This window comes from Microbacterium sp. Root1433D1, from assembly GCF_001426835.1.
In the GTDB taxonomy this organism is placed as follows: domain Bacteria; phylum Actinomycetota; class Actinomycetes; order Actinomycetales; family Microbacteriaceae; genus Microbacterium; species Microbacterium maritypicum.
Genome location: NZ_LMFN01000003.1, coordinates 659,106 through 673,644 on the forward strand (window position 1 = coordinate 659,106; position 14,539 = coordinate 673,644).

General features: G+C 69.2%; 10 protein-coding genes. 9 read left to right on the forward strand and 1 reads right to left on the reverse strand.

What is annotated here, in order from left to right; all coding sequences use genetic code 11:
- Positions 1 to 27 precede the first annotated feature (27 nt).
- Positions 28 to 579, forward strand: coding sequence for an OsmC family protein (locus ASD13_RS14205; protein ID WP_055870430.1), 552 nt, complete (start codon positions 28 to 30; stop codon positions 577 to 579).
- Between the two features lie 78 nt (positions 580 to 657).
- Positions 658 to 2,346, forward strand: coding sequence for an ABC-F family ATP-binding cassette domain-containing protein (locus ASD13_RS14210; protein WP_055870433.1), 1,689 nt, complete (start codon positions 658 to 660; stop codon positions 2,344 to 2,346).
- Between the two features lie 13 nt (positions 2,347 to 2,359).
- Here ASD13_RS14210 and ASD13_RS14215 read toward each other — a convergent pair whose 3' ends face one another.
- The gene (locus ASD13_RS14215; protein WP_055870435.1) at positions 2,360 to 3,445 is read right to left on the reverse strand and encodes an FAD-dependent oxidoreductase; all 1,086 of its coding nucleotides are present in this window, start codon (positions 3,443 to 3,445) and stop codon (positions 2,360 to 2,362) included.
- A 73-nt stretch (positions 3,446 to 3,518) separates the two neighbouring features.
- Here ASD13_RS14215 and ASD13_RS14220 point away from each other — a divergent pair, with 73 nt between their 5' ends.
- The 7 genes from ASD13_RS14220 to ASD13_RS14250 all read left to right on the forward strand — a co-directional run bounded on the left by ASD13_RS14220 (position 3,519) and on the right by ASD13_RS14250 (position 14,529).
- Complete coding sequence (locus ASD13_RS14220) at positions 3,519 to 4,634, forward strand: GuaB3 family IMP dehydrogenase-related protein (RefSeq protein WP_017828287.1); 1,116 nt, start codon at positions 3,519 to 3,521, stop codon at positions 4,632 to 4,634.
- Between the two features lie 58 nt (positions 4,635 to 4,692).
- Entirely contained in the window at positions 4,693 to 5,457 is a 765-nt protein-coding gene (locus ASD13_RS14225) for an SURF1 family protein (protein WP_055871196.1), read from the forward strand.
- Positions 5,458 to 5,690: 233 nt separating this feature from the next.
- Complete coding sequence (locus tag ASD13_RS14230) at positions 5,691 to 10,310, forward strand: ExeM/NucH family extracellular endonuclease (RefSeq protein WP_055871197.1); 4,620 nt, start codon at positions 5,691 to 5,693, stop codon at positions 10,308 to 10,310.
- Between the two features lie 141 nt (positions 10,311 to 10,451).
- Complete coding sequence (locus ASD13_RS14235) at positions 10,452 to 10,964, forward strand: DUF3817 domain-containing protein (RefSeq protein WP_055870449.1); 513 nt, start codon at positions 10,452 to 10,454, stop codon at positions 10,962 to 10,964.
- Positions 10,961 to 12,547: a glutamine-hydrolyzing GMP synthase gene (guaA, locus tag ASD13_RS14240; protein WP_055870451.1), complete on the forward strand. Its 1,587-nt coding sequence runs from the start codon at positions 10,961 to 10,963 to the stop codon at positions 12,545 to 12,547. Before ASD13_RS14235 ends, guaA begins: the two co-directional genes overlap by 4 nt.
- The gene (locus ASD13_RS14245; protein ID WP_055870454.1) at positions 12,538 to 13,944 is read left to right on the forward strand and encodes a glycosyltransferase; all 1,407 of its coding nucleotides are present in this window, start codon (positions 12,538 to 12,540) and stop codon (positions 13,942 to 13,944) included. Before guaA ends, ASD13_RS14245 begins: the two co-directional genes overlap by 10 nt.
- A gap of 159 nt (positions 13,945 to 14,103) precedes the next feature.
- On the forward strand, positions 14,104 to 14,529 hold the full coding sequence (locus tag ASD13_RS14250; protein ID WP_017828299.1) for a YciI family protein: 426 nt from the start codon (positions 14,104 to 14,106) through the stop codon (positions 14,527 to 14,529).
- The last annotated feature ends 10 nt before the right edge of the window (positions 14,530 to 14,539 follow it).

Below are 14,539 nucleotides of genomic sequence, written 5' to 3' on the forward strand. Positions count from 1 at the left end.
GCGGGCGCTGCTCGCTAGCGTCGGGCCATGACTCTTCTCCAGGAACAGCTCGCGGGTGTCGCCGACGTCACTGCGGCCGAGCGTGCACAGCGACTCACCGACGCCGGAGCGGCGTGGAACGAGCGGATCGCGGCGGACCACGCGAACGCCCAGCTCACCTACCGGGTCAGTGGTCGGGGCATCGGGTCCGTGGCGACCGAGATCCGTGCGGGAAAGCACCGCTTCCTCGTCGACGAACCGGGTGCGCTCGCCGGCGACGATGTGGCGGCGAGCCCGGTCGAGTACGCGCTGGGCGCGCTGGTCTCGTGCCAGGTCGTCGTCTACCGGCTCTACGCGCAGGCTCTCGGGCTCACGATCGACGAGATCGAGATCACGGCCGAGGGCGACCTCGACGTGCGCAAGCTCTTCGGCATCGATGAGTCGGGGCGCGCCGGATTCCACGACGTGCGGGTGTCGGTCGATATCACGGGACCGGACGGTGCGGAACAGTACGAGAACCTGCGCGCCGTCGTCGATGCGCACTGCCCGGTGCTCGACCTGTTCGCCGCGCCCGTTCCGACCTCGAGCGTTCTCGCCTGAGCGGAGTTCGGAGCATCGCGGCTCCGCCTGATAGCCTGGTCGGCTCGGCATGCGCGGGCGGAAGGACGGCCACGCACCGTGGGCTCTATCGATGTATCCAGCGTCTCCTTGACGCTCCCTGACGGCAGACCGCTTCTCGATGAGGCGAGCTTCCGTGTCGGCGCCGGCTCGACGAGCGCGCTGATCGGCCCGAACGGCGCAGGGAAGACCACCATGCTGCGGATCATCCGCGGTGACCAGGCCGCCGATGACGGCGTCGTCACGATCGACGGCGGGCTCGGTGTCATGGACCAGTTCGTCGGCCACGGCGAGGCCGGGGAGACGGTGCACCAACTTCTGGTGCGCGTCGCCCCCGCGCGCATCCGCGGGGCGGCCGAGGCGCTCGAGTCCGCCGAGAACGCGCTGATCGAACGCGACGAGCACGACACGCAGATGGCGTACGCGTCGGCGATCGCCGAGTACGCGGATGCGGGCGGCTACGAGCACGAGACTGTCTGGGACCAATGCACGATCGCAGCCCTCGGTGTGCCGTACGAGCGCGCCAGGTATCGCGAGCTCACCACCCTCTCCGGCGGAGAGCAGAAGCGGCTCGCGCTCGAGGCCCTGCTGCGCGGCCCGGATGAGGTGCTGCTTCTCGACGAGCCGGACAACTACCTCGACGTGCCCACCAAGAGGTGGCTGGAGGAGCAGTTGCGGCAGACCTCGAAGACCGTGTTGCTGGTTTCGCACGACCGGGAGCTGCTCGCACGCGCCGCCGATCGGCTCATCACGCTCGAGCCCGGAGGCGCCGGCGCCACGGCCTGGGTGCACGGCGGCGGATTCGGCACGTACCAGCAGGCGAGGACCGACCGGATGGACCGGCTGGACGAGCTGCGCCGGCGCTGGGACGAGCAGCACGAGAAGCTGCGCACCCTGGTGGCGAACCTCAAGGTGAAGGCCTCGGCGAACGACGGCTTCGCCTCGCGCTATCAGGCCGCCCAGACCCGCCTGCGCAAGTTCGAGGAGGTCGGCCCGCCCGAGGAGCGCCCGCCCGCCCAGGAGTTCGACATGCGGTTGCGCGGCGCCCGCACGGGCAAGCGGGCCGTGGTCGCGCAGCGCCTGGAACTGACCGGGCTGATGCGTGCGTTCGACACCGAGGTCTGGTACGGCGATCGGGTGGCCGTGCTCGGATCGAACGGATCGGGCAAGTCGCACTTCCTGCGGCTGCTCGCCCGCGGCGGCAGCGACCCCGACTCGACGCTCGGCCATGTCACCTCGACGGGCGAGCAGCTCGGCCCGGTGGCGCACACCGGCACCGCCACCCTCGGAGCGCGGGTCGTTCCTGGACTGTTCGCGCAGACGCACGCGCATCCGGAGTTCGTCGGGCGCACGCTGCTGGAGATCCTGCATCGCGGAGACGATCGTCGTGCCGGGATGCCGCGCGACGCCGCGAGCTCGGCTCTGGACCGCTACGGGCTCGTGCGGCAGGCCCAGCAGACGTTCGACTCGCTCTCGGGAGGACAGCAGGCGCGTTTCCAGGTGCTCCTGCTCGAGCTCTCCGGTGCGACGCTGCTGCTGTTGGACGAGCCGACCGACAACCTCGACCTGGAATCGGCCGAGGCACTCGAACAGGCACTCGCGCGCTTCGCGGGCACGGTGCTCGCGGTCACGCACGACCGCTGGTTCGCGCGGTCCTTCGACCGGTTCCTGGTGTTCGGAGGAGACGGCGAGGTCTACGAGTCGGATGAGCCGGTGTGGGATGAGAAGCGGGTGACGCGCACGCGGTGACGCCTCCGGGCGCTCAGGGCAGCAGGAAGGGCGCAGCGGCGCGCGCGCCGGGGTCGGTGGCGAGGTCGGCGAGCACTCCACCGACGCCCGGTGCGAACTTGAAGCCGTGGCCGGAGAATCCGGCTCCGACGACGATCCGGCCTCGCCGGTCGAGCACGAAGGTCCCGTCGTCGGTCGAGGTGTAGGTGCAGCTGATCGGCACCGCGGATGCCGGGTCGAGGCCGGGCATCCACTCCCGCACGTAGTCGGAGAGCGCGCGCTGGTGCGTCGGCAGGTGCGGACGGGCATCCGGGTCGATGGCATCGCCGACACCGTGGAACCCCACCTTGACCCCTTCGCCGGGCGTCGGCATGCCGTACACGGCCGCGGGGTACACCTCCGGGTCGACGTAGTGGTTGAACGACGGCCACGGGGCCTCCGTCAGCGGCCGGAAGTGCGCCGGCGTCTCTTCGGTGACGGTGAGGGCCGGCAGGTCGAGGCGCGGGAGGAGCGTGCGCGTCCACGCGCCGGCCGTCACGACGAGGGTCTGCGCGCGCAGCCGGGTGCCGTCGGAGAGGCTGATCCCCGCACCGTCCGCAGTCTCGGCGATGTGCGCGACCGGAGTGCTCCAGCGCACCTCGCCGCCGCCGACGACGATGCGCCGTTCCAACTCCCGCAGCGTCTCGGTCGCCCGTACGACCCCGGCATCCGAGGACCACAGCACGTCGCCGTCGAAGCGCATGCCCGGCCACCGGGTGCCCGCCTCGACGGGGGAGAGGACCGTGTTCGGGATGCCGCGGGCATCGAGCCCCTCCTGCACGGCGGCCATGTCGAGACGGCCGTGCGTGACGAGTCCGTGCAGCCGCAGAAGCGGCTCGCCGTCGACGTCTCCGAGCGCATCCCAGCCGGCACGGGCGCGCACGAGCAGGTCGAGGTAGTGCTCCTCGCCGTAGGCGTTGTTGAAGTTGCGGGTCGCGCCGTGCGATGCGCCTTCGTGGTGTCCGCGGGCGAATCGCTCCAGCACCACGGGGCGAAGGCCTCGGCGCACCAGCTCCCAGGCCGTGGCCAGGCCCATGACGCCCGCGCCCACGACCACGATGTCCACGTCGTCGGTCCTCATGCTGCCTCCCGGTCTCGGATCCAGTCTCCCAGCACGGGCGACGGCGGCCGCCGGGTAGGCTGGAGGGGTGACCATGGAGATCGAGCTCGGCCGAGGAAAGCGTGCACGTCGCGCGTACACGTTCGATGACATCGCGGTGGTGCCTTCCCGGCGCACGCGCAACCCGGAGGATGTGTCCACCGCCTGGACGATCGACGCCTTCGGCTTCGGGATCCCGGTGCTCGGAGCACCGATGGACTCGGTGGTGAGCCCGCAGACGGCGATCATGCTCGGTCAGCTCGGCGGTCTGGGCGTGCTCGACCTCGAGGGTCTGTGGACGCGCTACGAGAACCCCGAGCCGCTGCTGGCGGAGATCGCCGGCCTCGACGCGGCGACGGCCACCGTCCGCATGCAGGAGCTGTACTCCGAGCCGATCAGGCCCGAGCTCATCACCCGTCGCCTCGCCGAGATCCGCGAGGCCGGCGTCACCGTCGCCGGGTCCCTGACCCCCCAGCGCACCCAGGAGTTCTACGACACCGTCGCCGCCGCCGGCGTCGACCTGTTCGTGATCCGCGGCACCACGGTGTCGGCCGAGCACGTGTCGAGCGTGGCAGAGCCCCTCAACCTCAAGAAGTTCATCTACGACCTCGACGTCCCCGTCATCGTGGGCGGTGCGGCGACCTACACCGCTGCCCTGCACCTGATGCGCACGGGAGCCGCCGGCGTGCTCGTCGGCTTCGGCGGGGGAGCGGCATCGACCACCCGCGCGACCCTCGGCATCCACGCGCCGATGGCGACCGCGGTCTCCGACGTCGCCGCCGCGCGTCGCGACTACCTCGACGAATCCGGTGGACGCTACGTGCACGTGATCGCCGACGGCGGCGTCGGCACGTCCGGCGACATCGTCAAGGCTCTCGCGATGGGCGCCGATGCGGTCATGCTCGGCGTCGCGCTCGCTCGCGCCACCGACGCGCCCGGCCGCGGGTTCCACTGGGGTCCCGAGGCCCATCACCCCAAGCTGCCGCGCGGCCACCGTGTCGAGGTCGGCGGTATCGGCACGCTCGAGGAGATCCTCTACGGTCCTGCGCCCGTCGCAGACGGCACCGCGAACCTCATCGGTGCGCTGCGCAAGTCGATGGCGACCACCGGGTACTCCGACCTCAAGGAGTTCCAGCGGGTCGAGGTCGTGCTCGCACCGTACGAGGCCTGAGGTCTTGCGCTTCACCTTGACCACTCCTGCCCTGTTCCCCCCGACGCTCCGCGAGGTCATGCTCCGGGGACGTTGGATCGCGATGCTCCTGCTCTGCCTGCTCGTGGCCGGAGTCTTCGCCTGGCTCGGTCAGTGGCAGCTGGAGCGCGCGATCGAGACCGACCCGCCCGCGCCCGGTGCCACCGAAGAGGTGCAGCAGCTCTCGGATGTCCTCGAGCCCGGCCAGTATCTCCCCGAGCCGCTGGTGGGCCAGCGCGTCGAGACCACGGGGGCGTGGGTCCCCGGCGACTTCATCGTCGTGTCGAGTCGGTTCAACGACGACGTCCAGGGGTACTGGGTCACCGGTCAGCTCCGGGTCGACGAGCGCGTGTCCATCGCCGTCGCGATCGGCTGGGCGCCGGACCGTGAGACCGCGGATGCGGCCGTGAAGGATCTCGAGGCCGGCGCCGACGGCTCCGAGGTCGACATCACCGGACGCATCATCTCGGACGAGGGTCCGCGGGTGCCGCCGCATTCCGATCCGCAGCAGCTCGACCGGATGTCTCCCGCCGCTCTCCTCAGCCGCTGGCACGATGCCGAAGGTCTCGACGTCTATCGTCCGTACCTCGCCTCCACGACCGCCACCGCCGGGCTGGTCGACATCTCGTCGCCGGCTCCCGATGAGATGTCGCCGGTCAACTGGCTCAACGTGTTCTATGCGGTCGAGTGGGCGATCTTCGCCGGCTTCGCCTTCTACCTCTGGTACCGCCTCGCGAAAGACGCCTGGGAACGCGAGGTCGAGGAGTTCGAAGACGAGGCCGAGGCCAGAGCCACTGCCGGATAACCCGCGCATTCGCGCGCCCCGAGGTGCGCAATTGTGCGGCGCGGCAGGTCGTTAGCGACCTTCGTCAGGGGTCGCTCGGGCCATCCGGTGATCGCTCGATGACGAATCGGAAAACTCCGTTGAGGATGTCGGGACCGCTCCGTATGCTCGCACCATGTGAGCATGCTGGGAGTTTCCCCTGTGTGCCGTGACAGTCCTGAGAAGTGTCGCACCCGATCGAGGAGACAGCACCGATGATGTCCGCTCCAGATGACGAGAACCGCGCGGTTCCCGTCTCGCACCGTAGAAGTCGGGGGCGCATCGGCGCTCTCGCCGTGACCTGCGTCGCCGCGCTGAGCCTCGGCTCGCTGGCCGCGGTTCCCGCCACAGCCGACACCACGGGCACGGGGGTGGTGATCAACGAGGCGTATCTCTCCGGCGGCAGCGCCGGGGCGGCGTTCAAGAACAAGTTCGTCGAGCTGTACAACCCCACCTCTGCCCCGATCACCCTGGACGGGATGTCGCTGCAGTATCGATCGGCCACCGGCTCGGCCGCCTTCAACGGTGTGGCTCCGCTCACCGGTGTGATCCCGGCCGGCGGCTACTACCTGGTGCAGGGCAACAGCAACGGTGCGAACGGCGCCGAGCTGCCCGCGCCCGATGCCGTCAGCGCCCTGACCCCGAGCGGCACCAACGGCACGCTCGCGCTCGTCGAGGGCACTGCGGCTGTGAGCCTCACCCCCGGCTCCGTCGTGGGCGTCGACGGCGTCGTCGACCTGATCGGATACGGCACCTCCAACACCTTCGAGGGCACCGCCGCCACCGCACCGGCAGGCAACACCGACGTCAAGTCGCTCAACCGCACGGCCGGCGTCGACACCGACGTGAACAGCGCGGACTTCACGCTCTCCGCCACGATCACCCCGCAGAACTCCGGCGACACCGACCCGGGGACCGGCCCGGGCACCGACCCGACCGAGGCCACCATCGCCGAGGTCCAGGGCACGACCGACGTCTCCCCGCTGAGCGGGCAGACCGTGCAGGTCGAGGGCGTCGTCACCGCCGACTACCGCACCGGCGGCTACAAGGGCATCGTCATCCAGACGCAGGGCTCCGGCGGCGCGACGGATGCGACTCCCGGCGCCTCGGACGGCGTGTTCGTCTTCCTCAACGCCTTCAACCCCACTCTCGCGATCGGCGACCTCGTCTCGGTGACGGGCGCTGTGAGCGAGTACTTCGGGCAGACGCAGATCAACCCGGCCGCGGCCGGTGATGTCTCCGTCGTGACCGCTGGCGTCGGCGTTCCCGCCGTCACCCCGCTGCCCGCCGCGGCGCAGGGCGCCGACCGTGAGCAGTACGAGAACATGTACGTGGCGCCGGAGGGGACCTACCGTCTCGCCTCCAGCCACCAACTGTTCAACTTCGGCACGCTCTGGCTGAACGCCGGCGACGCACTCGCCGTCAAGAGCACCGAGACCACGCGTCCGGGCGACGCGGCCGCAGCGATCGCGGCAGCGAACCGCGCCAACCGCATCCTGCTCGATGACGGCTGGTCCATCCAGGTCACGAACAACGGCCACCCCGGCGAGCAGCCCTACTTCACCAAGGACACGGTGGTCCGAAACGGCGACACCGTCGACTTCGGCGACAACGGCTACGTGCTGCAGTGGGGCTTCAACGACTGGCGCCTGCAGCCGGTCGTGCCGATCGACGACTCCTCGTCGGCCGACCTCAAGGTCGGCTTCGAGGCGACGAACCCCCGCACCGACAGCGCACCGTCCGTGGGCGGCGACGTCCAGGTTGCGTCCTTCAACGTCTACAACTACTTCACGACGCTGAAGAGCGAGAACTCGAGCGCCCGAGGCGCGGCGAACGCGGCGCAGTTCGCGATCCAGAAGTCCAAGATCGTCGCGGCGATCAACGGACTCGACGCCGACATCGTCTCGCTCATGGAGATCGAGAATTCGGTCAAGCTGGGCAAGCCCATCGACACGGCCCTCAAAGACTTGGTCGCCGGGCTCAACGCCGACGCCGGCAGCGACGTGTGGGGCTACGTGCCCACGCCCTCCGCGTTGAACGACGCGGCGACCACCGACTTCATCACCAACGCGATCATCTACAAGAAGGACGCGGTCAAGCGTGTCGGCGACAGCGCGACCGTCACCGACGAGACCGTGTGGGGCAACGCCCGCGAGCCGATCGCCCAGGCGTTCGACATCGACGGCCGCGTCGTCACCGTCGTCGCGAACCACCTGAAGTCGAAGTCGCCGCCCCAGGGTGCGGGGGCGGAGCCGGCCGACGGCCAGGGCTTCTTCAACGCCGACCGCGTGAAGCAGGCGAACGCGATCCTCACCTTCACCGCTGAGCTCGAGCAGACGACCGGTAGCGGCGACATGCTGCTGATCGGCGACTTCAACGCCTACGGCAAGGAAGACCCGATCGACGTCTTCACCTCCAACGGGTGGAGCGACCTCGTCGCCGACAAGGCCTCCGGTCAGTACACGTACACGTTCGACGGCGAGCTCGGCTCGCTCGACCACGTGATCGCGTCGCCGTCGCTCGCCTCGTCGATCACGGGCGCGGGCGTGTGGGGCATCAACTCGCCGGAGTGGAGCGACCGCGGCTACGCGTTCGGTGCCACCGAGCAGGGAACGCCCTACCGCTCCAGCGACCACGACCCGATCATCGTGGGCGTCTCCTCGGAGATCCCGCCGGTGAGCATCGACGTCGTCACGGTCAACGACTTCCACGGTCGGATCGAGGCCGACGGCGCTGCCGCGGGTGCTGCGGTCCTCGCCGGTGCGGTCAAGCAGTTCCGCGAGGCGAACCCGAACACGATCTTCGCCGGAGCCGGCGATCTGATCGGTGCATCCACGTTCACCTCCTTCATCAACGACGACAATCCCACGATCGACGCGCTCAACGCGGCCGGCCTCGACGTCAGCGCGGCGGGCAACCACGAGTTCGACCAGGGCTGGGAAGACCTTCGCGACCGGGTGCAGGAGCGCGCGGACTGGGAGTACATCTCCTCGAACGTGTTCGTCACCGAGACCGGCGAGCCCGCGCTCGCACCGGCCTGGGTGAAGGAGCTCGACGGGGTCAGGGTCGGATTCGTCGGTGCGGTCACCGAAGACCTCGACTCGCTCGTCTCGCCCGAGGGCATCAAGGACCTCGAGGTCCGCAGCATCGTCGACTCCGTGAACGCGGTGGCCGACGATCTGCGCGACGGCGACGAGTCCAACGGTGAGGCGGATGTCGTCATCCTGCTCGTCCACGAGGGCGCTTCCAGCGTCGAGCTGTCCAGCATCACGCCGGACTCGCCCCTGGGCGAGATCGTCTACGGCGTCGATGACGACGTGGATGCCATCGTGTCGGCGCACACCCACCTCGCCTACAACCACGTGATCGATGGCCGTCCGGTCGTCTCCGCGGGGCAGTACGGCGAGAACCTGGGCCTGATGAACATCAAGGTCGACCCGAAGACGAAGGACCTGATCTCGATCACCAACGAGATCAAGCCCCTCACCGCTGCGGGCAAGCCGCTGTATCCGGCCGTCCCCGAGGTGGCCGACATCGTCGCCAAGGCGAAGGCCGAGGCCGATGTGCTGGGCGCGATCAAGGTCGGAGACATCACCGCCGACTTCAACCGCGCGCGTCAGACGAACGGATCCGAGAACCGCGGTGGCGAGTCCACCATCGGCAACTTCGTCGCCGACGTGCAGAAGTGGTCCACGGGTGCCGATGTGGCGATCATGAACCCGGGTGGTATCCGGGCGAACCTCACGTACGCTTCGGCCGGAGCATCCGATCCCGATGGCAACGTCACGTACCGCGAGGCGGCGACGGTCCAGCCGTTCGCGAACACGCTGGTGACGCTGACGCTCACGGGTGCGCAGCTGAAGGGCGTGCTCGAGGAGCAGTGGCAGCCGGCGGGTTCGGCTCGCCCGTTCCTGAAGCTCGGCGTCTCGGAGGGGCTGGTCTACACCTACGACCCCGCCGCGGCACAGGGTTCGCGGATCACCTCGATCACGCTCGACGGCACACCGCTCGACCCGGCGGCGAACTACACCGTCGCTGCCAACTCGTTCCTCGCGGCCGGTGGAGACAACTTCTTCACCTTCAAGCAGGGCACGGGTAAGCGCGACACCGGCAAGATCGATCTGCAGTCCATGGTCGACTGGTTCGACGCGAACAAGACCGCGAGCCCCGACTACGCCCAGCGCGCGGTCGGCGTGGCGGTCACCCCCGCGGACGCCGACGGCTACAGCGCCGGCGACCAGGTCACCGTGTCGCTCTCCTCGCTGGCGTTCAGCGCCGGCGAGCCGGCCCCGGGTGAGGTGTCGCTGTCGCTCGGCGGCACGCAGCTCGCGGCCGGTGCCGTCGACCCGGCGGTGGTGGACACCACCGACGAGGGCGGGCGCGCCAGCCTGACCTTCACGGTGCCGTCCGGCGTGTTCGGTGAGCAGGTGCTCACCGTCGCCGTCGCCGGTACCGGAACCACGGTGCAGGTGCCGTTCACGATCGCCGGCGAAGAGGAGTTCGCGGGAACGATCGCGCTCGGCTCGTCCAAGGTGACCGCGGGCAAGAACCTCAAGGTCACCGGAGAGGGCTACGTGCCCGGCGAGACCGTGAGCATCGAGCTGCGTCCGAAGAAGGGCAAGCCGGTCCAGGTCGGCACGGTCCAGGTACGCGCAGACGGCACGTTCAGCACCTCGGTCACCGTTCCCAAGAGTGCCCCGTCGGGCAAGTACACCGTCGCGGCGTCGCAGGCCGACGGAGACGCGGCCACAGCCGCCGTCACCGTCAACCGCGCCGGAGGCATCATCGGTGCGATCCTCGACTGGCTCTGGGAACTGCTGACCCGGTGGTTCTGATCCGGGAAGAGCGGTTCTGATCCGGTAGCCGGATGACACGGACGAAGGCCGTCGGGTGCGAACCCGGCGGCCTTCGTCGTCTCCTCTCCGATGCGCCGGCGACCGGATTCGACACGATTTCCCGACGGCTAGACTGGAGGCATGCCCGAACCGAAAGTCGCCAGCTTTCCGGCGATCCGCGGTGCGCTGAAGTTCTACCAGATCGCGTCGATCATCACAGGAGTCATGCTGCTCCTGCTGCTCGCCGAGATGGTGCTGAAGTACACGCCGATCCACCTCGAGCTCTTCCTCGGAGGCTCCGGGGGGCCGCTTTGGTTCGCCGGCGTCCTGGCCGGGCCCGACTGCCAGTGGTGGTCGCTCTTCGCCCCGTGGACGAACTCGTGCGAGATGACCTCGCTCGGCGACGGGTTCAACGTGTCGCTGTTCATCCTCGTGGCGCACGGCTGGTTCTACGTCGTGTACCTGTTCTCGTGCTTCCGCATGTGGAGCCTGATGCGCTGGCCGTTCCCGCGCTTCATCCTGCTCGCGCTCGGCGGTGTCATCCCGCTGCTGTCGTTCTTCATGGAGGCGATCGTCGCCCGTGAAGTGAAGACCTATCTCGCCACCAGGGAGTCCGCAGAGACTTCCGCCCCCGCCCCGGAAGGTGTCCGTTGACCGAACAGTCCGAGACCCAGCAGCGCCCTGCGCTCGTCGTCGACTTCGGCGCGCAGTACGCGCAGCTGATCGCCCGTCGCGTCCGCGAGGCGGGTGTCTACAGCGAGATCGTGCCGCACACCGCCACAGCCGAGGAGATCGCCGCCAAGAACCCGGTCGCGATCATCCTCTCCGGTGGTCCTTCGTCGGTGTACGAAGAGGGTGCTCCGCGCCTGGACCCGGCGGTCTTCGACCTCGGTGTGCCGACCCTCGGCATCTGCTACGGCTTCCAGTACATGGCCCAGACTCTCGGCGGAGAGGTCGCGAACACCGGCCTGCGCGAGTACGGGGCGACGGATGCCGTGATCACGGGTGACGGCGGAACACTGCTGGGCGGTCAGCCCGCGCAGCAGAACGTCTGGATGAGCCACGGCGACCAGGTCGCCAAGGCCCCGGAGGGCTTCGACGTGCTCGCGACGACGGATGCGACCAAGGTCGCGGCGTTCGCGAACGAGGAGCGCGGCTTCTACGGCGTGCAGTGGCACCCCGAGGTCAAGCACTCCGACCACGGCCAGCGCGTGCTCGAGAACTTCCTGCACAAGGGTGCGGGCCTCGCCTCCGACTGGAACAGCGGCAACGTGATCGCCGAGCAGATCGAGCGCATCCGTGAGCAGGTCGGCGACGCTCGCGTGATCTCGGCCCTCTCCGGAGGTGTCGACTCCGCCGTCTCCACGGCCCTCGTGCACAAGGCGATCGGCGACCAGCTCACGGCGGTCTTCGTCGACCACGGGCTGCTCCGCAAGGGCGAGCGCGAGCAGGTCGAGAAGGACTACGTGGAGTCCACCGGTGTGCGACTGATCACGGTCGACGCGGCCGACACCTTCCTCGGCCACCTCCAGGGTGTGACCGACCCCGAGGAGAAGCGCAAGATCATCGGACGCGAGTTCATCCGCGCGTTCGAGAAGGTGCAGCTCGACCTCGTCGCCGAGGCCAAGGCCTCGGGCGGCGCCCCGGTGAAGTTCCTCGTGCAGGGCACGCTGTACCCCGACGTCGTCGAGTCCGGCGGCGGTGCGGGTACCGCGAACATCAAGTCGCACCACAACGTGGGCGGTCTTCCCGACGACCTCGACTTCGAGCTGATCGAACCGCTGCGCGCCCTGTTCAAGGACGAGGTGCGTGCGATCGGTCGCGAGCTCGGCATCCCCGAGGCGATCGTCGGACGTCAGCCGTTTCCGGGGCCCGGTCTCGGTATCCGGATCATCGGTGAGGTCACCGCTGACCGTCTCGAGATTCTGCGTGAGGCCGACGCCATCGCCCGCGAAGAGCTGACGAAGGCCGGTCTCGACCAGGAGATCTGGCAGTGCCCCGTCGTGCTGCTGGCCGATGTGCGCTCGGTGGGCGTGCAGGGCGACGGCCGCACCTACGGTCACCCGATCGTGCTGCGCCCGGTGTCGAGCGAAGACGCCATGACGGCCGACTGGACCAGGCTGCCGTACGACGTGCTGTCGAAGATCTCCAATCGCATCACCAACGGTGTCCGTGACGTCAACCGCGTCGTGCTCGACGTTACGTCGAAGCCGCCGGGGACGATCGAGTGGGAGTAGGGAGCGCGACGCTCCCCGACGCGGCGCCGGCACTTCCCGACGCCGCGTACGTGGTGCTGTCCAGCCGGCTGATCCCCGGCATGGACGGCGGCTACACGATCGCGACACTCGCACGTGCGCGTCAGCTCGCCGCCGCCGGTGTCGCCGACGGCACAGGACCGCAGCTGCTCACCTTCGATCCGGGAACCGCCGCCGACCATGCCGAGCACCGGCGGGCTTTCGCAGAGCAGGGCGTACTCGCCGACCCTTCGCGTCTGCGCAATCTGTTCGATGAAGCGGTTGCGGAAGGCGGGGGAGCGGCCGAGTGGCTGCGTACCGCCGCCGACGCCGCCGTGAGCGCCGATCCCGACGTCGAGTACCGGGTGCTGGCTGATCCCGAGGGGCGACCCTTCGTCGCGCTGCCGGTGATCCCGGGGAACCCGGATTGGCACCTGACCGAGGAGCCCGTGCTCGTGTACGACGCCGCGGGTGCGGTGGCCGGGGCTCTGCACGGGTTCCGCGGCCTCTACCGGGCCTGGCTCGACACGGTGACCGATGCGTTCGGCGACCGGCAGATCATCGTGATCTGCGAGTCCCGACAGCTGGGCGAGCTCATCGCCGACTGGTCCGACCCGCGCGTGCGCATCCTGCACACGATCCACACCATGCACGTGGAGGCGCCGTACACCCCGGATGCGCCGATGAACACGCTCTGGACGCGGTGGTTCCGCGTGGCGGACAGGTTCGACGCCGTGATCTGGCCGACCGCCACGCAGCGTGACGACGTGGTGGCACGGTTCGGCTCCTCGGCCTCTCACGTCCTGGTGCCGAACCCCATCGCGCCGGTCGAACGCCGCGATGATCTGCGCGAAGACGGCCTGGTGGTCGTGCTCGGCCGCCTCGCACCCGGAAAGCGCATCGATCATGCCATCCGCGCGTTCCTCTCCGCAGGCGTTCCCGGCACCCGGATGGAGATCTGGGGCGGAGGCCCCGAGGAGGACCGACTGCGGGCACTCATCGAAGAGCTCGACGCCGGCGACCGCGTGCTGCTCGCCGGCTACACCGACTCACCGGGGACCGTGCTCGACCGGGCATCGATGATCGTCACCGCGACCGCCTTCGAGGGGCAGCCGCTGTCGATCGTGGAAGCGCTCCTGCACGGTGCGCCCGTCGTGTCGTACGACGCCCGCTACGGCATCCGCGACGTGCTCGAACAGGGCGGCGGCGTGCTGGTCCCCAGCGGCGACGTCGACGCGCTCTCCGAGGCGATCCGCGCACTCCTGACCGACCCGGAACGACTCGCGGTGCTGAGCGCCGAGGCCCCGTCGGTCGCTGCAGCGTGGAGCCCTCAGCGTTCGCTCGACGCGCTCACCGCCGTGATCGCCGATGCCGCCGCGCGCCCGTCGCGTCGCGCTTGACCGTCGTCGAGCGATCCTCGTCGAGGGACCACCCCTCACCGTGCCGCCCGCGAGAACTTTCTTCGGAGAGAATTCCGGGATGATGTCGATCCGGGCCGTTCCCGTTCGACGTCATTGATGAGAGGGTCGAGAGACGGCCCTTCGAACAAGGAGAACATCATGAAGTTCATGCTCATCATGCGCGCGACCGACGAGGCCGTCGAGGCCTACAAGGAGATGCCGTTCGAGCAGGTCATCGAGGCCATGGGCAAGTACAACGAGTCGATGATGAAGGCCGGAGTGCTCGTCGCCGGCGAGGGTCTGACCGACGCCGCCGAGGGTTTCGTGGTCGACTTCAGCGCCGAGAAGCCGCTCATCACCGACGGCCCCTACGGCGAGACCAAGGAGCTGTTCAACGGTTTCTGGATCCTCGAGGTCTCTTCCCGCGAAGAGGCTGCGGAGTGGGCCAGCCGCGCGCCTCTCGGACGCGGGTCGTACCTCGAGGTGCGCAGGGTGACCGGAGTCGAGGACTTCCCCGCCGACAACGAGTGGATCGAGAAGGAAGCAGGCTGGCGCGAGGAGCAGGCTCAGCGCGCCCAGCAGTGAGGCGATAGCG